Origin of the sequence: Salinimonas sediminis (genome assembly GCF_003429285.1) — a bacterium.
Taxonomy (GTDB): domain Bacteria; phylum Pseudomonadota; class Gammaproteobacteria; order Enterobacterales; family Alteromonadaceae; genus Alteromonas; species Alteromonas indica.
In genome coordinates, this window is sequence record NZ_CP031769.1 from 3875009 (window position 1) to 3899590 (window position 24582).

Annotated in this window: 24 protein-coding genes; 18 read left to right on the forward strand and 6 right to left on the reverse strand. The window is 42.1% G+C overall.

The features are described 5' to 3' along the window. Nucleotides 1-80: 80 nt before the first annotated feature. The 18 genes from D0Y50_RS17020 (at nucleotide 81) to D0Y50_RS17110 (ending at nucleotide 18872) form a co-directional block, all read left to right on the forward strand. Nucleotides 81-1370: an ATP-binding protein gene (locus D0Y50_RS17020; RefSeq protein ID WP_013783479.1), complete on the forward strand. Its 1290-nt coding sequence runs from the start codon at nucleotides 81-83 to the stop codon at nucleotides 1368-1370. After that, entirely contained in the window at nucleotides 1354-1719 is a 366-nt protein-coding gene (locus tag D0Y50_RS17025; RefSeq protein WP_013783478.1) for a cupredoxin domain-containing protein, read from the forward strand. The genes D0Y50_RS17020 and D0Y50_RS17025 overlap by 17 nt, the downstream gene beginning before the upstream one ends. After that, nucleotides 1709-2473 (forward strand): FTR1 family protein, encoded by a 765-nt coding sequence (locus tag D0Y50_RS17030; RefSeq protein ID WP_013783477.1) that lies wholly within the window; start codon nucleotides 1709-1711, stop codon nucleotides 2471-2473. Before D0Y50_RS17025 ends, D0Y50_RS17030 begins: the two co-directional genes overlap by 11 nt. After that, nucleotides 2470-3165, forward strand: a complete 696-nt coding sequence (locus D0Y50_RS17035; protein WP_013783476.1) for a hypothetical protein — start codon at nucleotides 2470-2472, stop codon at nucleotides 3163-3165. Before D0Y50_RS17030 ends, D0Y50_RS17035 begins: the two co-directional genes overlap by 4 nt. Nucleotides 3166-4831: 1666 nt before the next feature. Continuing rightward, nucleotides 4832-5584: a thermostable hemolysin gene (locus tag D0Y50_RS17050; protein ID WP_075607102.1), complete on the forward strand. Its 753-nt coding sequence runs from the start codon at nucleotides 4832-4834 to the stop codon at nucleotides 5582-5584. Beyond that, entirely contained in the window at nucleotides 5574-7079 is a 1506-nt protein-coding gene (locus D0Y50_RS17055) for an AMP-binding protein (protein ID WP_075607103.1), read from the forward strand. The genes D0Y50_RS17050 and D0Y50_RS17055 overlap by 11 nt, the downstream gene beginning before the upstream one ends. Nucleotides 7080-7082: 3 nt before the next feature. Continuing rightward, entirely contained in the window at nucleotides 7083-7763 is a 681-nt protein-coding gene (locus tag D0Y50_RS17060; protein WP_075607104.1) for a TenA family transcriptional regulator, read from the forward strand. A gap of 46 nt (nucleotides 7764-7809) precedes the next feature. After that, complete coding sequence (locus D0Y50_RS17065) at nucleotides 7810-8655, forward strand: SDR family oxidoreductase (RefSeq protein WP_075607105.1); 846 nt, start codon at nucleotides 7810-7812, stop codon at nucleotides 8653-8655. A gap of 136 nt (nucleotides 8656-8791) precedes the next feature. After that, a complete protein-coding gene (locus D0Y50_RS17070) occupies nucleotides 8792-9376 on the forward strand; it encodes a tetratricopeptide repeat protein (protein ID WP_408640705.1) in 585 nt (194 codons plus the stop codon). 1037 nt (nucleotides 9377-10413) lie between these two features. After that, nucleotides 10414-11522, forward strand: a protein-coding gene (locus D0Y50_RS17080) for an IS3 family transposase (RefSeq protein ID WP_408640653.1) whose coding sequence is annotated in 2 segments (ribosomal slippage) — nucleotides 10414-10666 and nucleotides 10666-11522 — 1110 coding nt in all. Because the reading frame shifts where the segments join, the coding sequence is not laid out codon by codon here. Nucleotides 11523-11660: 138 nt separating this feature from the next. Further along, nucleotides 11661-11900, forward strand: a complete 240-nt coding sequence (locus D0Y50_RS20105) for a hypothetical protein (RefSeq protein ID WP_456300108.1) — start codon at nucleotides 11661-11663, stop codon at nucleotides 11898-11900. A 238-nt stretch (nucleotides 11901-12138) separates the two neighbouring features. Further along, nucleotides 12139-12873: a glycosyltransferase family 2 protein gene (locus D0Y50_RS17085; RefSeq protein ID WP_075607107.1), complete on the forward strand. Its 735-nt coding sequence runs from the start codon at nucleotides 12139-12141 to the stop codon at nucleotides 12871-12873. Next, nucleotides 12874-13134, forward strand: a complete 261-nt coding sequence (locus D0Y50_RS19815) for a hypothetical protein (protein WP_232366294.1) — start codon at nucleotides 12874-12876, stop codon at nucleotides 13132-13134. Continuing rightward, nucleotides 13119-13589, forward strand: coding sequence for a TVP38/TMEM64 family protein (locus tag D0Y50_RS17090; RefSeq protein ID WP_232366530.1), 471 nt, complete (start codon nucleotides 13119-13121; stop codon nucleotides 13587-13589). The genes D0Y50_RS19815 and D0Y50_RS17090 overlap by 16 nt, the downstream gene beginning before the upstream one ends. Then, a complete protein-coding gene (locus D0Y50_RS17095) occupies nucleotides 13564-15306 on the forward strand; it encodes an ArnT family glycosyltransferase (RefSeq protein ID WP_075607109.1) in 1743 nt (580 codons plus the stop codon). The genes D0Y50_RS17090 and D0Y50_RS17095 overlap by 26 nt, the downstream gene beginning before the upstream one ends. Nucleotides 15307-15428: 122 nt before the next feature. Then, nucleotides 15429-17036 carry a phosphoethanolamine transferase gene (locus D0Y50_RS17100; protein ID WP_075607110.1) on the forward strand — a complete coding sequence of 536 codons (1608 nt, stop codon included), beginning with the start codon at nucleotides 15429-15431 and terminating at the stop codon, nucleotides 17034-17036. Next, complete coding sequence (locus D0Y50_RS17105) at nucleotides 17024-17431, forward strand: diacylglycerol kinase (protein ID WP_075607111.1); 408 nt, start codon at nucleotides 17024-17026, stop codon at nucleotides 17429-17431. Before D0Y50_RS17100 ends, D0Y50_RS17105 begins: the two co-directional genes overlap by 13 nt. A 280-nt stretch (nucleotides 17432-17711) precedes the next feature. Then, nucleotides 17712-18872 (forward strand): IS30 family transposase, encoded by a 1161-nt coding sequence (locus tag D0Y50_RS17110; protein WP_117318160.1) that lies wholly within the window; start codon nucleotides 17712-17714, stop codon nucleotides 18870-18872. 31 nt (nucleotides 18873-18903) lie between these two features. Here D0Y50_RS17110 and D0Y50_RS17115 read toward each other — a convergent pair whose 3' ends face one another. The 6 genes from D0Y50_RS17115 to D0Y50_RS17145 all read right to left on the reverse strand — a co-directional run bounded on the left by D0Y50_RS17115 (nucleotide 18904) and on the right by D0Y50_RS17145 (nucleotide 24497). Further along, nucleotides 18904-19944, reverse strand: coding sequence for an IS481 family transposase (locus D0Y50_RS17115; RefSeq protein ID WP_117315792.1), 1041 nt, complete (start codon nucleotides 19942-19944; stop codon nucleotides 18904-18906). 215 nt (nucleotides 19945-20159) lie between these two features. Further along, nucleotides 20160-20591 (reverse strand): hypothetical protein, encoded by a 432-nt coding sequence (locus D0Y50_RS17120; protein ID WP_117318162.1) that lies wholly within the window; start codon nucleotides 20589-20591, stop codon nucleotides 20160-20162. A 276-nt stretch (nucleotides 20592-20867) separates the two neighbouring features. Then, nucleotides 20868-21437: a recombinase family protein gene (locus tag D0Y50_RS17125; protein ID WP_117318164.1), complete on the reverse strand. Its 570-nt coding sequence runs from the start codon at nucleotides 21435-21437 to the stop codon at nucleotides 20868-20870. Between the two features lie 187 nt (nucleotides 21438-21624). After that, nucleotides 21625-22992 carry a DEAD/DEAH box helicase gene (locus tag D0Y50_RS17130; protein WP_117318166.1) on the reverse strand — a complete coding sequence of 456 codons (1368 nt, stop codon included), beginning with the start codon at nucleotides 22990-22992 and terminating at the stop codon, nucleotides 21625-21627. Further along, nucleotides 22989-23513 (reverse strand): hypothetical protein, encoded by a 525-nt coding sequence (locus D0Y50_RS17135; protein WP_176582466.1) that lies wholly within the window; start codon nucleotides 23511-23513, stop codon nucleotides 22989-22991. Before D0Y50_RS17135 ends, D0Y50_RS17130 begins: the two co-directional genes overlap by 4 nt. A gap of 375 nt (nucleotides 23514-23888) precedes the next feature. Continuing rightward, nucleotides 23889-24497 carry a hypothetical protein gene (locus tag D0Y50_RS17145; protein WP_176582467.1) on the reverse strand — a complete coding sequence of 203 codons (609 nt, stop codon included), beginning with the start codon at nucleotides 24495-24497 and terminating at the stop codon, nucleotides 23889-23891. Nucleotides 24498-24582 lie beyond the last annotated feature (85 nt).

Below are 24582 nucleotides of genomic sequence, written 5' to 3' on the forward strand. Positions count from 1 at the left end.
AACGGGTAACTCTCATCTTTTCAAGAAGAAGTGTCAGATTAAGTCGAGACTAATTCACATATCCAACTCTGGAGATTAACGTGACGTCGATTCGTCGCTTTCTTATTTTAACTCTTACCAGTGCTTTAGTCCTTATTGTCTTCAGTGCGGCGCTCCACGGCTATCGTGCCACAATAGGTATATCAACTACGCTACTAGACAATGAACTCACCGCGTTAAGTAGTGCCGTTGCTTCGTTCAATGGTGGCTCACCAGGTAAAGATCACGCTTTGTTATTTCAAATCTGGCAGGACGATAAGCTGATAAAAAGTTCAAGCAAAGTGTTAAAGGCCCCACTCTCTGACTTTAAAGACGGTTTCTCAGAAAAAAATGCTCTTGGAACACGATGGCGTGTGCATACCTCTTATGTAAAAGATGATGGCTCTTGGTACATGGTGGCGCAACCATTGAGTAATCGCTTTACGTTAGCAGATGCATTAACCGTTGCTTCCATTACTCCTTTTATTGTCAGTGTTCCCCTTCTTGTCGTAATTTTGTTTTTAGGAATAACCTGGGGGCTTGCCCCCCTAAAACAGCTTTCTCGAAAATTGGCTAAACGAACAGGTAATAACTTTTCTACCATTGCACTTGATAGAGAACCCAGTGAACTTAAACCTGTTGTTTCTACGCTCAACTCAATGTTTTCTCGACTAAGTGCTGCGTTTGAAAGAGAACAGCAGTTTGCGTCCAACGCCGCACATGAACTGCGTACACCGCTAAGTGTGATGAAAATCAATATTCACAATATTGCTGAAGAATTAGGAGATAGCGGTAAACTACTTGAAACGCTTCAACGCGACACCGATCGGATGATTGACGCGGTGAATCAATTTTTGTTACTGACACGTACCAGTCCGGAGACATTTGTAGAACAAAAAGAGGCAGTTAATCTGCACTTTGTTGCGCAAGAAGTGATTAGCGATCTATATGGAAAAATTGAAACCAAACAGCAAGAGATATCCTTAGAAGGCGATGAGATTTGGTTAAACAGCGTACATTTTATGTTGTACACCTTATTGCAAAATCTTATTACCAACGCCAGTAATTATTCCCCTGAAGGGGCACAAATTGTTGTTCGAATTGAACAACTCGCATCAAACGTAGTTTTGAGTGTCGCGGACTCGGGTCCTGGCATACCAATAAGTGAACGAGCCAGCGTATTAAAGCGATTTAACCGCGCAGCACAAGCTAAGACGACAACAGGCAGCGGCCTTGGTTTGGCCATAGTATTGCAAATTGCTGCTCTGCATAATGCCAATGTTGTGCTTGATGATGCTAAGATCGGAGGCCTTGAAGTGAAGGTGGAGTTTGAAAATGAACTCTTACTTTAAATTTTCTATTGGCCTTTTTATTGGCCTTTTATCATTTTTCTCTCCTCGTGCGTTTGCACTAACTGAAGTCGTGATAGAAATTAAAGATCATCTTTTTTACCCGCAGAATGTAGTGGTTCCAGCGGGGAAAAAGGTACGTCTTACTTTCATCAATTTCGACGATAGCCCCGAGGAAATAGACAGTTTTTCCCTTAACAGAGAAAAAGTGATTTTTGCCAAAAGCAAAGGCAGTATTTACATTGGACCGCTGACACAAGGTGAATATCCTTTCTTTGGAGAATTCCACCCTAACAGTGCAGTGGGCAAAGTAGTCGTAAAGGAACAAGAGGAGAAGCCTGATGCTCATTAATACGGTCGTACTCTTCTTAAGAGACACATTACCTATTTTTCTATTGCTCAGTGTACTTCTTGCATTACCTGGCGTTTCACGATTGTCGCTAGTATGGCGAATAGCCTCACTGTTAGTGACCGCAGCAATGACATATTCTTATCTAGGCGTTATCTCTCAACTGGCAGAGGGCGCTGGCTTTGAGTTATTAAAATCGTTACTCCTAGTGAGTGCCTGGATAGGTATTTGTGTGCTAGTCATTTGTCCCTTTTCAAAACGTAACTTCATCAGAATGGGTATTACGTTGCTTGTGCTGGGTATTGGGTTACCTAACAGTTTGCATTTTATGGTGTACTTTGTGTCAGGGCTTACGCATAACAGTGATAGTACGTTGCTTTTTCTTGGTACTACAATTGGGCTGGGGATCAGTATCAGCATCGCTATTTTGCTCAATATCGCACTAACGCACTTTGTAAGCCACAAAGCGACGTTTTGTTTCACGACTCTTTTTGTCGCCGCGCAAGTTGCAAACATCGCGCTTCTTTTGGAACAAATAGATATATTTCCTGCCCCACAACAAGTTTGGGATAGTAGTCATATCGTTAGTGACAACAGCGAGTATGGGCATTTATTGAACGCATTAATTGGCTACGAAGCCACTCCATCAATGAGTTACATGATGTTATTTATATTTACTTTGGTTGTGCCCAATACTATTGCTGCGACAAGGAAGCGCATACCTGCGCTGTGGCAACAAGTGGAGGTTACACAATGAAGCGCACTATCTTATTATTAGTTGTCCTTCTTGCCGCATTTTCTGTGAGCGCTGACAATTTTACCGTAGACAGAGTCTATCACCCTTATGTATTGCCTTTTGAACGCGAATTCGAGTGGCGATTAACTTCACGCCAAAATGATAACGGCAATGTATTGATGCAACGCTACTCGTTTGGACACGCCCTTTCTGAGTTTGTAATCCTGGAGGCTTACCTTGTGGGAGCTCGCGATGAAAACCGAGATTTTGGGATAGAATCTTATGAACTTGAGCTTCGTTGGATGGTCACTGAACAAGGAAAGTATTGGGCTGATTGGGGAGCCTTATTTGAATTAGAAAAGCAACACAATACGGATGACTGGGCAGCTAAGGCCGGCATTCTGAATGAAAAAGAGTTTGGTCAGTTTAGTCTAACTACTAACGCAAGCCTAGTATATGAATGGGGTGAAACCATTGCCAATGAGTGGGAGAGCGAATTCAAAGCAAAATTTCGCTATCGCTGGCTCCCAGAGGTTCAACCCGGTATTGAGATATATGTAGGAGAGGACTATGTGGGCGCTGGTCCGGTTTTTATGGGAATTAAACGCTACGACAGGCAAAAGCAATTAAAATGGGAGCTTGGCTTTATTGCAGGGCTCAATGGTGACAGTAAAGATCACACATTGCGTATGTCACTGGAATACGAATTTTAATGCTCAGACGTATTATAGGCTTAAGCTTTTCTTAAGGTTTTTACTTTCATACACACGCCATATGCATCGATAGACGTTGGTGTAGCTCTGTCTGCAAAAAATCTTCCTTCATTGCTATGGGAGATTATTCATTCAGTAACTCCTGAACAAACTGAAGTCATCGTAGGCGATGACGGTAGTGATTACAATACATCTACATTACTGGCCACTTTGGCAGGATCATTCCCTTTACTTTAAGGGGGAGTGGACATCTCCAGTTGCAGAAAGAGCACTTCTGGTAATCGCTGCTCACGGAAAATGGATTGTTACGTTAGACGCTGATGGTTAAAACGATCCTGTGGATATCCCAAAATTAATAGAAACAGCTAAACAAGTAAATAGTCCCCACTTTTGCGTCATTGGTTATCGACAAAAAAGAAAAGATACAAGATGAAACGTGTGCAATCTAAAGTAGTGAATTGCATTCGTCAGAATGTTTTAGGTGATGCTAACCTGATACGGGCTGTGGGTTAAAGCTGCTTCCACGACGTACCTTTCTATTGCTTCCATATTTTGATCAATTGCATCTATGCCTTCACAAAGCGGCTAGCATAATATGAAAAATCTCATCGGAAGATTGGTGCTAATTCAGGGGAAAAGTCACTGTGAATCATCTAGCTCGCCATGAAGTCAATCAAATTACAATGCTTGGAATAGAGATTGGGCTGGTATTGTAGATATGCTCGGCGCCAGGTGGTTGATGTAGTGTAAATAAACTCGGTTCCATCAACGTGATATTCACGCATAAAAAGTGAGTATTTTCCTCTTATGCGTACTGTCAGTTTCCTGATGAGGCAGTGGTTAGTTACCTATCAGTTCAAGTATCCAGTGACATTCTTGAGCACATAGCACTGATCCAAACTGGTTAATATCTTACATAGCGAAACTCAGCACGGAAGAAGTATTCTTGGTTTTGAGTGCCTTTGTGGTATTAATGACACTGGGTATTCCCCGGCAAGCTGTTAGCTTTTTTGAGGGCGTGGCTTTGGCCCATCTGAGGGTAGTATTATAGCGCTACTACTTACCTGTATGTCCGCAAGTGCAGCCTATCTATTGGTACGCGGTTCTTTTAGAAAGCTCATAGCCAAAGCCATTAAATCAGAAGTTTATGAAAACCGTTTTTTACAATTGCGCGTGTACTCCTGAAAAGCAGCTTTCGAACAATACTTATGGTTCGACTGTTCCCAATAGGCGCCAATGTTGTGACCAATACTATAGGTGGCGCGTTTCTAGTACTTTTAATTCCTTTCTTTATAGCAAGTGGGTTAGGCTTTATTCCGCAAACCTTACTTTTCTCAATGCTAGGAGGTGGCTCTCGTTATATTAATGCCGTAGAAAAACCTATCCATATAGCAGGCCTAGTAATTAGCGTTTTGCTAATACTTTCAATGTTGCGCTTTACTCACAAGGACCATGCGCAGTGACAAATATATTTCGTCACGAGCGTAAGATTTTCGTACTTTTTGTTGTTGCAGCCATCATTATTTTCAGTGGTTTAGGCGTTCTCGATGCCTGGCCGCCCGACGAACCACGTTTTACGTTAGTTACCAAAAAAAGTGACCCACTTAAGCTACTCTTAAGGTAGCGCGGTAATACTCATACTATCGAAGAACACAAGAGTGTACGTATGAGCCTTACTTTATCGGTAGCACCAACCCCCCTCGACGATGGGGAGGCATTTCAGCACAGAAGACAGCGCAGATCACTTGCTTTTGTTGCTGCAAATCTTACTTACCCAGCAAGGCAACAAATTGAAACCTTTATCGCTAATGGCTTCGCTACTCGCTATAACGCGCATATCACTTCATTCATGCCTATGTTGTTTGCACTTGAATTTAACGGAGTAAAGGCTGCCGCCGGTGCGAGATGTAGTGCTACTGACAGCACCAACCACGCACTTTTCATCGAGCAGTACTTAGATAGCACTATTGAGGGGGAATTATTACGTCATGGAATTAGCACGCAAAGACACGAAATTGTAGAAGTAGGTAACTTATTTAGTTGTTCACCGCGATATACGCTACCACTTTTACTGTCACTGTGCTTTTTATTCTCTCAGCTTGGTAAAAAGCACGTTGTGTTTAGTGCGACGACCCAAGTAAAAAAACTTCTTCAAAATTCAGGTGTTTCGCTTATTTTCTTGGCGCCAGCTAATGCAAAAAAACTGGTATCCAGTCACGATGATTGGGGTACGTATTACGATACAGCACCACAAGTAATAGCCCTGGCCCTCAAAGAAGTTACCCATCAGGTAATGAACAGTGTACTTCTTCGTCAATACTATCAACAGGCAATTGGACTCATCACTGGTTCAAATTTCGAACAACAACTAAACGATGCCTTAGTTTGCTACCCAAAAGGAGCCTCGCATGTTGCTTGAGCACTACTTAAACGGTGACGACTCAGCTATTGCGCTGAAGTACAAAGATAAATCGTTGACGTATTTGGCACTTAAAGAGGCAGTTACTCACCTTGCCAATTGGATCACAAACAACAATGTGAGTCGCATTGCTATCGCCTTTGACAATAGTTTTGCGTGGGTGGTAGCTGACCTTGCATGCCAAGAAGCACAAGTTTGCTGCGTACCTATTCCACTGTTTTTCAGTGAGACACAGCAGCGACATGTTATCGAAGAGAGTCAGTGTGAATGCCTACTCACGACCGAAGTCTTAAGCTTCTTTCCTTCTTCTAAGAAAGAAGTCTTGAGTGATAGCTTAAACATTACTGGATATATGCTAACTCCGCTCGCAGCATCGGTGAGTATGCCTACAGGCACTAACAAGATTACTTTTACGTCAGGGTCGACAGGCACGCCAAAAGGTGTATGCCTTTCTAACGAATCTCAGTGGCAAGTTGCAAGGTCTATTGATAGTGCTTTTCAACAGGACGAAGTCAATCATTTGTGCATACTGCCTCTTTCTACATTGCTTGAAAATATAGCGGGTATTTATGCGCCACTACTTCATGGCGGTACTGTACAGCTTGCATCCGCAAGTGCGAGAGGTTTTGAAGGTAGTCGACTTGTAAACCCGCAAACATTACTAAAACTAATAAACGATGTGCAGCCAACGTCAATTATCTTAGTACCGGATTTACTCATGGTGCTTCTCCAAGCATGTTCAAAAGGCTGGCTGCCACCGACGTCGTTATCGTTTATAGCAGTTGGCGGCGCTCATGTTTCACCTTTCTTATTGACTGAAGCTCGAACCAGAGGCTTACCCGTTTATGAAGGCTATGGCCTGTCAGAGGCTGTTTCGGTCTCTACACTCAATACACCAAACTGCAATGTGCTTGGTTCTGCAGGCAAAGCGCTTGGTCACAATACACTTCATATAGACAAAGGCGAAGTTGTCGTGACGGGTAATCATTTTTTAGGATATTTGAATCAACCAGAAAGTTTTTATCCATCCGAGGTGAGAACTGGGGACCTAGGCGTTATTAACGATGGCGTTTTAACGTTAAGTGGCCGTAAGAAAAATATTATGGTTAACAGCGCAGGTAGAAACGTGTCACCGGAATGGATCGAATCTTTACTGATGGGGAGTGGATTATTGCGTCAGGCGCTCGTCTTCTGTGAAGCTCGCCCCCACAGTGTTGCTTTGATAGTTCCTTTATCACCTCAGATCTCAACGGACAGAATTAGAAAAGCCGTTGAACTGATTAATCAACAATTACCCGACTATGCACAAATAGAAAACTTTGATGTCGTTGCGCCGTTTACACCAGAAAATGGGTTGTTAACTCAAACAGGTAAGGTCAAACGGGACGATGTAATCACTCATTACAGCTGTACTTTAGCCGCACTGTATTCAACCTCTTACTTTATCTCGCACGCTGAAAACAGTGTGTATAAAAACATTATCTCTGGAGAGTAAATAGTGTCATTTTATCAACAACTTCAAGAAAGTACCGAGCAAGCTAGAAACACGTTTTTACAAGTGCCAATAATTCAACGTTGTTTTAACAATGACTTTTCCCTTGATGATTATATAGCGTTCCTTCAACAGGCCTATCACCACGTTAAATTCACCGTCCCGCTTCTTATGGCTACTGGCGCGAAATTAACCGAAGAGAAAGAATGGCTTCGCGAAGCAATTGGCGAATATATTGAAGAGGAAATGGGACACCAAGAGTGGATTTTAAACGACTTAGCAGCATGTGGGGTGGATAAGAACGAAGTTCGCTACGGCCAGCCTGCACCCGCTACTGAACTTATGGTTGCCTATGCGTTTGACGCCATTGCGCGTAAAAACCCACTTTATTTTTTTGGAATGGTGTTTGTACTGGAAGGCACAAGCATTGCGCTGGCTGATGCTGCGGCAAAGCAAATTAAAGACAAGCTGTCGCTCCCCAAGTCAGCTTTTAAGTATTTGACTTCACATGGTGCACTGGACCAAGAGCATATAGTGTTCTTTGAGGGGTTAATGAACAAAATAGTCGCCCCTCAAGAGCAGGCCATGATCATACACAGCGCTAACATGTTTTATCGCTTGTATGGTGATATTTTTCGCGAACTTACACCAGAACATGGTTTACACCCCGTTGCACAAACTGCGTAACTTGGTGAACACTGTTTTAGCTAGGGATAACGCAAGGTAAAGTATTATGAATATTCAATGGCAAAATCAAGTAATACTAGTAACAGGTGCCAGTGGTGGCATTGGACACGCCGTTGCTAAAGCATTTGATGAAAAAGGTGCACACCTCATTCTTACTGGCAGAAATGAAATACGTCTAAAAGAATTACAGCAGTCGCTTAAACACCACCATACTATTGTAGCTGCAGACATATCGCACCATGAAGGTCGAGTTAAGCTTATTCACGTTTGCGAGCGATTACCGGTGAGTATGCTGATTAACAATGCTGGTACAACCCATGTTGGTGAATTTACCAATGCACCGATCGAGTCAGTGGTGACCACTAACCTTTTGTCGCCCATGTTGCTTACTCAAGCCTTACTTCCCCTTTTGTCACAGCGTCCTCAGGCGCATGTTGTCAATGTGGGATCAGCGCTCGGTAGCATTGGTTTTGCGGCTCACAGTACTTATTGCGCGACTAAGTTTGGAATTAAAGGTTGGAGTGAAGCCCTGCACCGCGAATATCACAACAGCAACATTCGGTTTCACTATTTGGCGCCTCGAGCGACCTCAACGAAAATCAATGACGAGAGAGCTGTTGCACTCAATAAAGCGCTGGGTAATCAAGTTGATACTCCAGAAGTTGTTGCACAAGCGCTTATTAAATTAGTAGAGCAAAACAAAACTCGCTTTAGCATCGGCTTTGCTGAGCGATTCTTTGCCAAATTGAATGCCATTCTTCCCACCATTGTAGATAACGCGTTGGCGAAAAAGCTACCCATTATTAAACACCACACATTCAGCAAAAGAGAGCAGAGTGCACGCATAGACAACGCGCAAAATACCAACGAATTATCTAGTAAGGTGATTTAGTACCGGAGCGATCATGATGAAAAATTTAGCCCTTGTAACCCGAATTACTCTACTTACATTATCTCTGGGCTTTGTAAGTTACACATTTGCCCAAGATAACGTAAGACAGTCATTAAACGAAGTATCAACCCCGTCGATGCAGCAAGAGATTCAATCTCCTCTTTCTATACTTCAACACGAATGGGCTCATATCAACTATGAGTTGGAGGATAAGCAAAAAGAAAAAGCCTTTGCCACGTTTATGGAAAAAGCGAAGTTTTTTGTTAGTAAAGAACCCAACAACCCTGAATTAGTCATTTGGCAAGGCATTATTCAATCGAGCATAGCGGGGGCTAAAGGCGGGTTAGGTGCACTCGATTACGCCAAAGCTGCGCGTAAGAGCTTTGAGCAGGCTATGCGATTAGACGAAAATGCATTGGCAGGTTCAGCCATGACAAGCCTAGGGGTGCTTTATCATAAACTACCGGGCTGGCCGATAAGCTTTGGCAATGACAAGAAAGCGGAGAAACTGTTAAAGCATGCCCTTGAAATCAACCCAGATGGTATTGACCCTAACTACTTTTACGCTGAATTTTTATATGACAATGGTAAGTACGACCAAGCACGAGCGTTTGTCAAAAAAGCGAAACAAGCTCCTGCTAGAGCAGGACGCCCGCTTGCCGATTTAGGAAGAAAGCAAGAAATTTCTCGACTTGAAGATAAGTTAGCTCAAAAGAGCTAACATTTTATCGTCTAAAAAACGCTCGCAATTTAAATGTTGCGGGCGTACTTTCTCAGTTCGAAACAAGTTACTAATCGGTCTCAAAAAGAGAGCTTAAGGTAAAAATGTCCGCTCTACTTACAACAGGACTCCACAAGCAGCCCCTTGCAGCATAAACTTTTATAGATTCTATGTCGTCCACCTCGATGCCTAAAGAGCGGACAGCGCTCTCTAACTTCTTATGGCGGGGCAATAGTTGGACAAACCGAAGGTTTTTGTCTTCTTATAGATAAGATAAGGCTTGGTTCTACGCTTCGAATGGGGCTGTATAGGGGTATCTAGCCTGAGTTTGTCAATCCATCTATGAAAAATACGATTGAATTGACTGGTAGATATGAGCATAAGATGAATTGATGCGTGACTTCAAAAGGTAGTCAGAACCCGTAGCCAAGTTTTCTTTACCCAGGCTAAAATCTATTTTCCAGTGTTCGGTATTATCTCAAATTGAACAGGACTGCCTGTTTTTTGCTGAACAACGTGTGCTCTCCGTAGAGCTTTACGTCCGCATACCACGCCTGACACTTTCAGTTTCACAAGATTAAATAATGCGAGGACTCGAGTTTGCCCTTAAAGTTCTAAACGAATTCTGATAACCCATTTGTGTGCTAATTGAAGAGGCTTTTTCTGCTCGATAATAGGGGCTTTATTCCAAGGTGTATCAATTTGAATTACCCTAATTTGTCTCCCATTTATGAGAAAACTTAAGTGAAGAAGGTACTGAACATTTATATCTCAACCTGCGCATAAGTGATTCTTTGAATAGAAATCGACTGGTTCCGTTCAGTAACTCTTTAGTTTATCTCGTTATCATATTCAATATGAATAACGTCTTGTGACTAACGATCAAGGCTTATACTAGTCCTGCTACTTAGTTTAGTGGGTGCACAATTACCTCTACAGAAATTTTTCCACAATGGTAGGAGTGGCAATGTCCACTTCCCCTAAACTGAGACAGACTTAATTGGAGTTTTCTGCAATGATTAACGCAGGAGACGACTATGAAAAAATCACGATATACAGAATCTCAGATTATTGGGGTGTTAAAGGAAGTTGATGCTGGTATGAAGGTTGAGGAAGTTTGCCGTCAACACGGTATCAGCAGTGCAACCTTTTACAATTGGAAGTCCAAATACGGTGGTATGGAAGCCTCAGACGTCAAGCGACTAAAAGAGCTTGAAGAAGAAAATGCTAAGCTCAAAAAAATGTTTGCCGATGTCAGCTTAGAAAATAATGCCATTAAGGAACTTGTCGCAAAAAAGGGTTGGTGACAGCAGAGAAACGAGAATGCGTCAGCATCTTGGTTGATGCGGGGCTAAGCGTCGTAAAAGCCTGCCTGTTCGTTGGTATTGGCCGTGCGACCTTTTATCGTCCTGGACGAGACTGGCGTAAAGCGGATGCTGCTGTCATTGATGGTATCAATGCGGTCTTGGAGAAGTCGCCGCGAGCAGGCTTTTGGAAGTGTTTTGGTCGAATGCGTTTCAAAGGCTTCACCTTTAATCATAAGCGTGTCTATCGCGTTTACTGCCAGATGGGGTTGAATCTGAGGCGCAGAACCAAACGGGTACTGCCCAAGCGAATAGCACAGCCTTTAGAAGTACTGGATCAGGCAAACCACCAATGGGCGTTGGACTTTATGCATGACACTTTGTATTGCGGCAAACGGTTCAGAACACTGAATGTAGTGGATGAAGGCACGCGGGAGTGCCTTGCTATTGAAGTTGACACATCACTGCCCGCTGGCCGTGTCGTACGCGTGCTAGAACAGCTTAAAGCTGAGCGTGGATTACCCACTCAGCTGCGTATGGATAATGGCCCGGAACTCATTTCGGCAACGCTGACAGATTGGTGTGAAACCAACAATATTGAGCTGGTTTATATCCAGCCAGGAAAGCCGCAGCAAAATGGTTTTGTTGAGCGCTTTAATGGTTCATTCCGCAGAGAGTTTCTGGATGCTTACTTGTTTGAAAATCTCAGTCAGGTGAGAGACATGGCCTGGTTCTGGCGACTGGATTACAACGAAGAAAGAACACATGAAAGTCTGGGTAACCTGCCACCGGCAGCTTACCGGGCAAAACTGGAAAACTCTAGTTCAGCACTGTCTCATTAAAGGGGAAGTGGACAGCAAAGCAGTCACTTTTACATAGATGGAGCATTAACCTACTGTAAATAATAAATTTATTCTGAAAGAGAAAATACGTTTGAACTTGTTCAATCGTACGCTAATAACCGCTTAAAAATTAACTATCTGACTGTGCGAAATTCATACTTCCGGTTCAATAGGCAAATTCATTTATTCGGATACAATTTCCCAGAAAGGGGTATTCAGGTAGCGAATTCGATGGCTGAGCGAAAAAACTTTAAAACGTTTAAACTAAATATTCTAAAGCGTTACACGGAGTCTGGCTGGAAATTTTTTGTTGCTTATGGTGATTCAAGCACTGGTTTTGCCGCTCACATGGTCCTCAAGACAAAATATTTTCCATAGCAAGACAAGGTGCTCGTGTGTGCAGGTCAGGGTCTAGGGGGAAAGTGCTACGATAGCTGGTCAAAACACATTCCTATAGCGTTCACTCCTTAACAGCCTATTTCTTCCTTCCTGAGCGATTAGGACATTTTTACCTCAATTAAAAGACTCTTCATAAGGTTACCTTAAGTTTCATTTGTTAGTGTTTTTTTATCGAAAATAGAATTTGCTTGATTTTGAGGCTTTGACAGAGGGCTACGTGCGAATTTCAGTTGTTATACCAGCGAGAAACGAAGAAGAAAATTTAAAACCCTTAATTGAGGAAATTTATAGCGCGTTAACAGATGTAGCAAACTTCGAAGTCATCTATGTCGATGATGGAAGTACGGATAAGACATTTGAGAATTTGCTTTATCTGAAAGCGAGTGGCTTTCACAGAGTTAACGTGCTACGGCATAGGCATTCGGTGGGACAAAGTACAGCTATTTGGACAGGGGTGAGCCATGCTGATGGAGAACTTGTAGTTACACTTGATGCGGATGGGCAGAATGATCCTGCTGATATACCAAACCTCCTGACTATGGCCTCTCAATTTCCGTTAGGGAGTCACTTTTGCATTGCTGGTCATCGTAAAAACAGAAAGGATACAGCTTGGAAAAGATTTCAGTCAAAACTAGCAAATTCGGTAAGAAATAAACTTCTTAATGATGATACACCTGACACCGGATGTGGGTTAAAGGTCTTTCCAAAACAAACATTCCTCGATTTACCCTATTTTGACCATATGCATCGTTTTCTGCCAGCACTGATCCGGCGACAAGGTGGGATCATTAAAGTTGTTGAAGTGAATCACAGAGACAGGCAATTTGGAAAATCAAAATATAATATGTTAGGACGGCTTGGGGTCGGACTAATTGATATGGCAGGAGTTTATTGGCTTCAGAAACGTAATAAACTTAATGATGTCATCTTAGAAAATGAAGAGAGTATCTAATTGAATTCCAGTCTCCTTCGTTTCTTCATTCTGGTACTTACCATTCTGTTTTTTAGTCATTTGATTTCGGTCTCTCCCTCATTTGACGCATTTAATCAGGAGTGGATAGACAAGCATACCCGTAATAATGGAGTGACAGGGATAGCCAAATTTTTAGCCGTCTCAGTATTTTTACTTTCTATCGGACTTCCACGCCAGTTAGTCGCATTTATGGGGGGTATGCCTTTGGATTTGCTGAAGGTGTCATCTATTCAACATTAGCAGCTACCCTCAGCTGTGCAACAGTTATGGCAGTATCCCGATATTTCGCTAGACCGATTATTATTCAACACTTTGAAATGCGGGTGCGCAAGTTAGACCACTTTCTAGTTCGCTCTCCCTTTCTTAAGTCCGTTATCATTAGACTGTTGCCAGTAGGAAATAATCTACTCACAAACATTTTTGCTGGCGTTTCAAAGATTCCACGACGCTCTTTTATTCTTGGGTCTACTATTGGCTACATCCCTCAAATGGCGGTTTTTGCATTGATGGGTAAGGGTGTATTAATCAACTCTGAACTTAAAATAATCATAAGCGCCCTATTATTCGGGATTTCCAGCTTGCTAAGCGCATATCTTTTTAAGGTTTATCGTCGTCAACATAATGACGATAAAACTCTTCGTTCACTCACAAAAAGCAGCAAATGTAGCAATGAATCAGACGAGCTTAGCCATTAAACATAAGAACAAGCACCCAAACTATACTTTCTGGCTTTTTGTACTGGCTAGCGTGTTGATATTTATCGGGCTTGGGTTAAGAGATCCCTGGCCTGCTGACGAACCTCGTTTTGCACAAGTTGCAAAAGAAATGGTTGAAACAGGTCAGTGGTTCTTTCCAGCCAGAGCGGAAGAGTTTTATCCTGATAAACCACCTGTGTTTATGTGGTCTATCGCTTTTTTCTTTGCGCTATTCGGGTCAATTAAGATTGCCTTTCTGCTCCCATCTGCTTTATGCAGCCTACTCACACTTTTTTTGGTGTATGACATCTCAAAACGACTGTGGAGTACAAAAGAAGCGCTGATCGCAACGTCACTTCTTTTATTGAGTTTTCAATTTTTGCTTCAGGCCAAGTCTGCACAAATAGACGCAATGGTCTGCTGCTGGATAACAATAGGATGCTATGGTCTTCTGCGCTTTTTCTTAGTTGAAAGACGATGGCGTTGGTATTACCTCGCCTTTTTCTTCATGGGTATTGGCGTCATCACAAAAGGGGTCGGATTTTTACCAGTCCTGATGCTGATACCATACTTGATACATCAACGCGTTTGGCCTCAGCGGGACATAACTAAGAACCAAACGAAAAACTCCGTATTACCGTGGTTAATGGGTGCAGTGGTGATGTTACTGGCTATATCACTATGGTTTGTACCTATGTTGATATTGGTCGAAAATAGCCACGATCCATCACTTGCTCTATATAGAGATAACATTCTTTTCAGGCAAACGGTCACTCGATATGCTGATTCCTGGCATCACATAAAGCCATTCTGGTATTACCTCGTTGAGGTTATTCCATTATTCTGGCTGCCAATTAGCATCGCTCTTCCATGGCTCATCCCATTTTGGTATCGCGCAATTAAAAAAGGTGATGCCCGCATACTCTTACCGTTGGGTTGGATTGTACTTGTCCTACTTTTCTTCAGCGTAAGTCCTGGCAAACGGGGAGTGTACATATTACCCGCATTGCCGATGCTGGCACTGATCTCTGCGCCTTACTTTGATTCAGTTGTTAATAAAAAAGTATTTTCCTGGCTTATGTGGGCTGTTGTATTTTTATTATCAGTAGGCTTATTGGGGTTTGGTTTTTCCGGCATAGTAGAAGCATCATTCGCCCTAAAATTAGAAGAAAAGTTCGGGCTTTCTCCGTGGATGTTTTTTTTAGTAACGGGGGTACTGACGTGTCTGGTTACGGTGATTACTTCTAGAGGGAAGCACTGGAAAGCCTGGCCTTATTTCTTGTGTACTCTTTGGGGCATGTACGCTACATGGGGTTACACTTTACTTGAAGATGTAAAAACCCCTAAAAGCGTATTTGGAAATATTGAAAAAGAAATTGGCAAACATGATGCAACTATTGCACTTGTTGATTTTTCTGAACAGTTTATTCTCTTCTCGCCTTATCCCATCGTCCACTTTGGCTATCATACCCCTACTGATGAGCAATTATCTGCCGCCTACCAGTGGCTGGAGAAGACTGACAAGGGAAGATATATCCTCGTAGATGAAAAACACGTACGCAACGATTGTTTTAAAAAAGAAATGGCAACGTCTGTAGGATATGCACATCGCGTCCACTGGGTTCTATTATCGCACGAGGCATTAACCGAAAAATGTCCGCTTACGAGAACGACGACTGAGATCTTTAGTTATATCCCAGACAGGCCCGTTACGTGAGGGTTACATATTTTCATACAATTAAAAAATAATGCGAAAATTTTCATTCCACAGTTTTTCTTAAGCGTTATTTAAGTTTTAACAGGTAACTTGTGTGCTAAGAAGTACACGAGAACCTTATTGTGAAATTTCCAAGAACACTAAATTTCAATCCTACATCAGCTCAGTTCATTTTACTTTCTTCATTATTTATCGCAGCAATATTCAACGCACCATTTCTGTCTGCTGTTTATGAAGTTGTAGCCCCTGTAACATTGAATGAGTGGGTGTTTTTTCTCTCTGTACCGCTCTTGCTAACCTTTTTTAATGTTATTTTTCTAAGTCTTTTTGGTGCCCTATTTTTGCCGCGCACCACAGTTGCAATTACTTTCGTTGTAAGTTCTCTTCTACTTTACGGCACCTTGGCCTATGGTGTCATTTTCGATAAGAGCATGATACAGAATGTAATGGAAACAAATTCTGGTGAAGCCTTTTCCTATCTAAATTCAACACTTTTTTTATTCTTCTCTATATTGGGATTAATCCCTGTATTTGCGATTTTTAACCTGGAATTAAATGGGAAGCTCAAGGCTCGAATCAAGCACCTTCTAGTGCTGAACTTATTAGCTTTATTGGGTATTGCAATTATAGCCACGTTCCTTTTTAAGAGCTATGCAGCTGTCGGCAGAAATAACAAAGACCTAACGAAGTATATTATTCCCTACGCCTTTTATGATTCAGGGTACAAGTACCTTCGGGACACTTACTTCTATCCGCCTTTATCCTACAAAGTATTAGACAAGCGTCCCTACATAAAAGGGAATGCTGATATACATCCGTCTACTACAGTGTTTGTGGTTGGCGAAACGGCCAGAGCTGACAAGTTTTCAAGCAACGGCTATTCGAGGCGTACTACGCCTAATATCCAGAACGCAGGTGCAATCAGTTTTAGCAAGGTGACATCTTGCGGCACTGCTACCGCAGTCTCCGTGCCATGTATGTTCTCAAGACTTTCACGAGAAAATTATGATTCGCGTATTGCAGACAGTCAGGACAATGTTTTAGACATCATTCATCGTGCAGGTGTTGACGTCACCTGGATTGACAATAACAGTAGCTGTAAAGGAGTATGCAAGAGGGTAGAGACTATAGACTTCAACCCGTCAAGAGATCCCAAGTTGTGCGATGGAGATTATTGTTATGATGAGGTACTTGTTGACCTTTTAAGAGAAACTCTTTCAAGGCCATCTAAAGAACATAGAGTTATAGTCTTACATATGATTGGCTCACACGGGCCTACCTATTACCGGAGATACCCAGAGAAATTTGCTAAGTTCGTGCCCGATTGTCCCAGAAGTGATATTCAAAATTGTGAAGAGGCAGAGCTGACAAATACGTACGATAATACTATTGCATACACAGACTACGTGCTAGGCCAGATTATTGAACAGCTTTCCACTATTCCTAATTCGTCGATGCTTTATTTATCGGATCATGGTGAGTCATTGGGAGAGAAAGGGCTTTATTTGCACGGTTTCCCCTATAATTTAGCGCCTGTTGAGCAAACTCATGTACCAATGGTTTATTGGGCCTCCAGGTTTAGCCAACCCCAATATAGTGATTGTGTAAATTCGTTATCCAGTCATCCTTATTCGCAGGACAACCTTTTTGACACATTACTTGGTCTTACTAATGTGCAAAGCAGCACCTACCAACCCACTCAGGATATTTTACGAAAATGCGAGTCATAGACGAAACCACATCAGAAATGCATTTCGACCCTAAAGCCAAACCAAAGGGTATGTTGCGTATTGTATTAGCAATGAAAAACTCTGTAAGAGCTATATCATGGCTTGTTAAAAACGAATCAGCGTTCCGCCAAGAACTTATCTTACTTATCTTAGCAGGGGGAGTGCTTGCTCTTTGGTCTATACCCTATATGGAAAAGGCGATTTTACTTTCCTCCATACTCTTCGTCCTGTTCGCTGAAATTGTCAATACTGCAATTGAAGTCACTATTGACCGTATCGGAAAAGAGATTCACCCACTGTCAGGCTTAGCAAAAGACTTAGGCTCAGCGGGTGTTTTCGTGGCTATCGCAATTTCATCTTTGTTATGGTTAGGAGCACTGTGTAGGTATTTTTGATTCTAATCTGTTGGCACCACAATATGGTAACGCTCGGGCATGAGTCAAACTTTCCAATACGTTCATATTGCTAAAAGCAGTAAATCTCTACAATTCACAAACTTTGAAATGGGAAGTTAAAGTCTGTTTTAACTATGAAACTTATCACAAATATCACTAGATGCAGTAATCCGCTAATTGAACGTAACTACCTAAAAGACGCAGCAAGCCAACGGCTGCTTTACGTCTTGAGTTCAATTGGTGAGTGCAACGCTATCCTTATTAAAGGAGGAATGTTGCCATGAAACAAAGAAAACGTATCTATTACTCACCAGAACAGAAAGCACTTATTTGGGACAGGTATAAGCGAGGTGATTCGCTGCATGATATCGCTAGAATGTTTGACCGCTTTCACTCTTCTATTATGCCAACCATTTATCAAACTGGTGGGTATCGGCCACCAGAACGAAAAAGACATCTACAGTCTCTTTCGCTTGATGAAAGAGAAGAAATATCACGATGCTTAGTCGGTAAACAATCCATTCGAGAAATTGCCAGACGTTTGTCTAGAGCGCCATCTACAATTAGCCGTGAAGTAAAAAGAAATGGTGGGCTGAAGCACTACCGTGCCGTAAGAGCTGAACAACGAGCATGGGACGAAGCATTGAGACCTAAGCCATGTAAGTTAATTGACTCTCCAGATTTATGTAAGCTGATAGCCGTTAAGCTTAAAAGGGCATGGTCACCACAACAAATTGCAGGTTGGTTAAAGCGACAATACCCCAATAATCAGGAAATGTACGTGTCTCACGAAACCATCTATAAAACACTCTTCATTCAGACGCGAAGCGCTCTAAAGAAAGAACTGCAAAAGTGTTTGCGGTCAAAAAGAGTGGTTCGCAAGTCGCGTCAATCTTCACTGAAAAGGTTAGGTCTAGGAAAAATTCCTGACGCCGTTTCTATTAGTGAGCGACCTGCATCAGTTGAAGATAGAGCGATACCTGGTCACTGGGAAGGCGACCTTATATGTGGTTCTAACAACAGTTACATAGCGACACTAGTAGAGAGGCACTCTCGATTCGTAATGCTGGCAAAAGTGGATGATAGTAAAACGTCGACCGTGATTGCTGCACTTATTAAGCACGCTCAAAAGCTACCTAAGGAACTATATAAATCTCTAACTTGGGACAGGGGGAGAGAAATTAAAGACCACAAACAGTTCACTCTAGCCACTGATATAAAAGTCTATCTTTGTGATCCTTACTCACCGTGGCAACGTGGTTCCAATGAAAACACCAATCGATTACTACGGCAGTATTTTCCAAAAAGTACCGACTTATCAGTACACAGCCAACAAAAACTTAGCAGCGTAGCGAGACAACTTAACGAAAGACCAAGAAAAACGTTAGACTATGAAACACCAGCACAGAAATTTAACTGTACTAGCTCAGACCTGATCTGACAGTTACCCGTTTCACGGTGCCAGTGTCAGATTAGCTTTGAGCTAAGTTCTTCTCAGCCCAAATCTGCTTCCCATCGGTTAATGTTTCCATTGGCGTTCTGCCGCAGCACATTTTGCCCTGATGAGTCCTTCCATTGTTGTAGTATTCCAGCCACTCGTCCAGATCTTTCTGTAATGCTTCCAGCGAGTCATAGAGCTTTTTGCGGAAGGTGACCTGATAGAATTCATTCAGGATGGTTTTGTGGAATCGCTCACAGATCCCATTGGTTTGCGGATGTCGCGCCTTGGTTTTTGTGTGGTCGATATCGTTGATGGCTAAGTAGAGCTGATAATCATGCTGTTCCACTTTGCCACAATATTCTGTGCCCCTGTCTGTCAGAATCCGCAGCATGGGCAGCTCCTGAGCCTCAAAGAACGGCAACACTCTGTCGTTGAGGATGTCGGCCGAGGTGATTGGCGTTTTGGTCGTGTAGAGCTTGGCGAACGCAATTTTACTGTAGGTATCAACGAAGGTTTGCTGGTAAATGCGGCCGACACCTTTGAGGTTGCCGACGTAGAAGGTATCTTGCGAGCCTAGATAGCCGGGATGGTGTGTTTCAATCTCACCGCAGGCCTCATCATCCTGCTTTTTCTTCTCAAGCGCGGCAACCTGCTCATCGGTCAAAATGATGCCTTCGCTTTCAACTTTGGCTTCCAGTGCGGCAAGTCGCTTTTTGAAGTTTTCCAGATTATGTCTGAGCCATATCGAGCGAACACCGCTGCCTGAAACGAACACGCCTGCTTTACGCAGCTCATTACTTGTTCTGGCTTGACCGTGAGCGGGAAACTCAATGGCGTGAGCTATGACAGCTTGTTCGGTCTGCTCATCGACCCTGTTCTTGAGATTAGGTGTGCGTCTTGAACGGTTAATCAGCGAATCAACACCGCCTTCTTCAACCAACTCCTGATACCGATAAAACGTGTCACGAGACACGCCCATCACTTTGCAGGCCTTCGATACATTGCCCAGCTCTTCAGCCAGATTTAACAGTCCTGCTTTGTGTTTGATGATTGGATTGCTAGTATGCAACATGAGAGTTACCTATTTTGTTTTGATTAAAGATTCGACACCTTTATCAAAACGGGTAACTCTCATCTTTTCAAGAAGAAGTGTCAGATTAAGTCGAGACTAATTCAATTTAACCGATGTGTTGCGCCCATCGATTGAACTCAAGGTACGCAACAGACTGTCAGAATTGATACCACCCTGTTATCAGATCTGTCAGTTCAAATGACGACCAATCCATCTTATGTTTTTGTCTCACCGAAACTTCTTCTATAAAGGCTATATAGCTCATCAACTATGGGCTGCATCTCAAACCGTAAGCCTAAAGACTCAAAAGTTCCTGAGTCTGTGAAAAATGCTCTGAAGAAATGATATGGAACATTATCTCTCACCATTTCTGGCCCTACATAAGCGGGGAAAATTCTACCAACGATTGGTTTTGACCAGAGGTACTTGTCTATATTTTCATCCAAGTGTTCAAGATGGTTCCGAAGGTCTTTATTCTTGAGCACACTGTTATTTGAGACATCAAAAACTTTTCTTAGATTTTGTGCTCTTTTCCTATGGATCTTATGCTGCCCTTTGTTTGTTTCCCAAAAATACTTCGCCAAGTTTGCCGTGTGAACAAGCATATTTTGCACTGCATCAAGAATTGCATCTGTAGCAACAGACAACTTTTCTTATGTATCCGCCTCTCCTAAAATATTGGTAACAGATTCAACAGAATATATTGCGGACTCCAAGTTAAATCTAATTGCTTGACTGTAAAATGATAAGTGCGGAGGTTGAATCCCGTCATATAAGTCGATGTATTCTTTTTTATCTTCCATTAATGTCTTCACATAAAACAGTTTTCACGCACAGTTTCGTAGATGAGGTGATGCCACAATCGCCAAACTCCGAGCTCAATGTTGCATCTGGAACTTGATACTAAGTGCTGTCGTTATTTTCTAATCTAAACACTTAATAGCAGTTTTATTAAGCGCTTTATTGAGTGTGGGGCGGCTTACCCCAAAATGTTCTGCTATTTCGGCCTTAGTCACATCAGGATCGAGTAACATCGCATGCGCTTTTCTTATGTCTGAAGGGGTCAGTTTGGCTTTGCGCCCGCCTTTTCGGCCCCTGGCCCTGGCAGCCGCAAGCCCAGCCTTGGTTCGCTCGGAAATTATGCGCCTTTCAAAATGCGCGATTGAACCAATCATATGAAAAGCCAACTCACCCACTGCCGTCGTGGTATCAATGCTCTCATTCAAACTAATAAACTGAACACCTTGCTGTTTAAATTCATCAAGGAGCTCAATTAAATCTTTCAAGCTTCGACCCAAGCGATCGAGTCGTTGAACAACAACCACGTCACCGGCACGAAGAGAGTCGGTCATTCGTTCTAGTTCAGGTCTTGGGCGAGACTTACCACTACCTTTTTCTTGGTAGATTCTTTCGCATCCAGCTTCTTGTAATGCATCTAGCTGAGCACTGTCGGATTGTTCGTCCGTACTGACTCGCGCATAACCGATTTTCATTCTGTAATTCAAAAAAAGGTAGGTTTTCTTTACATAGATTAATTTACGAGTTTATTTACGCACGGGCAAGTAAAATTCGCCAACAATCTGGGAAGGCTTGTGAGCCGAAACAAACGGTCGTTTTCTTTTCATTTATAGTTTTTCATTTGCAACAAACCTTTTAGCACTGAAAAAGTGTAGATCAGATTTACAACATGAAAATTTTCTGCCGGAAGCGACCAAATGAGTCTATTGTCGAGTCGTACCATAAAGGAAGCAGATCGTTACGAAGACCCTCATCGAATTCCTTTTCGGCAACGGTTTTAGTAATTACTTGTGGATTGAAGCATAGAGAAGAGTCACCAATTAATACGCGTGACCTCGTAAAATCCAAATCATCTATATTTGAAGAGTTCAGAACTGCACAATGTGGTACTTCTCCAGCAACTCTACTTGCAAATTCGAGTAAGCGAGGGTGCGCTGGAGTGATAAAATACCCCATTTCGCGATCATTATTTTGCGCTCTTAAAACTCGCCCCAACACTTGCCTGAAGTAGAGTTCCGTTGTTACTAGTGAGAGATAGCAACAGACTCGTAAGCGGGGAATATTTGTTCCTTCGCTTATCATGCCAATCGAGATAATCCATTTTTCATTACTTCTTTTGAAATTTTGAATCAACCGTTCAGGTTCACTTTCTTGGTATGTCACAACTTTGCTATATTCACCAAGTTGACTTAACAAATATTGGATTTTTTTAGCGTGAGAGATCGATGATGCAACGATTAAGCCTCCTGCATCTTCAGCAATTAATCGTTCTTTGTTCAATCGAACAATCCCACGCTCCAGTGTTTCCCGTAAAACCTCATCATGGAAAATGATTTCTGAGTATGGAAGGGTACTATCTTCTAAAAACTTGGTTATCGATTGAAAATTTTCTTTACCGCCATCCTCAATAACAGTAATAAGCTCGTTATCTACAAGAGTGAGATGCGGAACGCGACAAACGCCATCTTTGATAGCCTGCTTTAGATCATAGCTGTAATCTACGTGTAAACGACCATGCTCACCTATGTAATTTGCAAGAGCAATGGGAATAGTGTCGCTTCTCCAAGGAGTTCCAGTCAACGCTATGGTATAAACTGCTCGCCCTTGAATATGCTTTAAAATCTCTGCCCCCCAGGCATTGGCATTTTCAATTTGGTTACCTGCACAGTGATGTATTTCATCAAAAATCACAAACACTCGGTAGCTACTCAAAAGCTGCCAAAACGTATCGTCCAAATGCCTCATACTTTGGTAAGTCAGTGATGAACCTATTGCGCCAAGTCCACCACAAAAACGTTTTCCAGTTATCGCTTCAAGTTCAACTCTAAAGTCATTTGCTACGACAGTCGACGGAGAAAAGCATAAAACGAAGTCGACTTTATCTTGCTTTAGGAGGATATCCGCAAGTGCAGATGCCATGACAGTCTTTCCTACACCTGGCGTTGCAAGGCATAAAAAATTAGTAAAGGCCGATTTAAATTTTTGTAGAGCGGTTTCAATAGCTCTTTGCTGCCAATTTCTCAATCTCATGAAAATCGAGCTTCATACTCAGAAAGTAAACGTTCAAATCCCTTTACTTTGCCCAACATTAGCTTTGCTTGCTCTCGCGTATTCTGATAATGAGATTTAACATGCTCTGCAAAATCAGGCATTTCTTGCACCCACTCGGAGTAAGCCTCAGTTTCTCCCATATTCATCAGCATTTCCGTTTTGTAATGTCGAATCTTCTCTTGAAGCTTTGTGGCTATAATGTCATCAGCTTTGTTTCTATCATGCTCAGTTAGTTGAGGTAACTTTGAATCTTCTTTCGACTCAGAAGACCACCGAAAAACGATCGCTCTGCCACGTATCCCGTGAATAGCCGAGATTCGTCCATCCTCTGAAAGCCGTTTTAAGTGGCGATAAACAAACTGAGTGGCATTTTTCTTTTTGTCAAAGTCGTTGGGATATCGCTCCAAAAGATGCTTCGTTACATCATTCACGGTAAAAGTGTGTAAGCCTAGATCCTCAATAAAATCATAAAAATCAATATCGTATTGCTTTTTAGGCATAATTTAGTTCTCGATTGCCAAACTTATGTCTCGAAATTCGCGACAGTGTACTTCGTCTCTATCATCGAGACAATGAAAACATCAGTCTATTCCTCACATTACGACAAACTCAGGTTGTGGTTAAAAGCACAACGTGAAGAACAGTCTTTAACTTTGCGAGAGGTCTCGGAAAGATGGGGCAAACACCATTCCATATTGGGAAAAATTGAACAAGCTCGGCGAAAGGTTGAGCTGGTTGAGTTCATCGAGTTGTGCGAGATAATTGATGCAGACCCACATGAAGGGCTTTCTCTACTCATAGCATCGATGAATGATAAATCGCTAAAATGAAAATTCTAAATTGGCGTCAGTCTGAGGCTTCCTTGTCGTCAATTGTCATCGTCTGTAAAGATTTACCTTTATCTCGTTAGTGAAAAGACTGCTCTCACTCCATGATGAAATTATATTCCGCGAATCAAGCCATTGGGCCAATGCCGTATTTTCAGGTGTGTTCTTTAATTTAGGTGAGTGGTAGCCAGTTTTAATTTCAGAAAATGGTTTTGGTAAATCTATCAGAACTTGTCGTATTTCAGCTTCTTCCAGTAAGGAGTGGAATTTGTTAAAAAGTTTGATTTTTGTTTCAACTCGAGTCGAATTTCGTATTAAAGATTGTACAATTGCACTATCAAGGCCGGATATTTGCGCATTGGAATCGATAATTATTTGCCCTATTAATGAAGCTCTTTCAGGACGGTTTACTAAGTCTTCAAGGCTCATCAATCTGATTAATTCAATCTTAGAGCTTATACTAATTTCAGTTTGAAGAAGAGCCTCTTTTAAATCATCATTAAGTTCGTAATCCCCTGGATTATCCAGATATTGTGGAATATTTTTCGAAAAAAATTGCACTTGCAAGTCATTCTTGTCAGCAAAAGCATCTAAAATATCCTTGGTAAATCCCACTTTACCCTCTTCTATTAATATCTTAAGCTTTTCATTGTCCATCTCTCTGGGAAGTACATTAAACGAGTTAGGTAGAGCTATGAATGCCTTAATCCAAGCAGAGAATACAAATAGTCAATTCATCCAT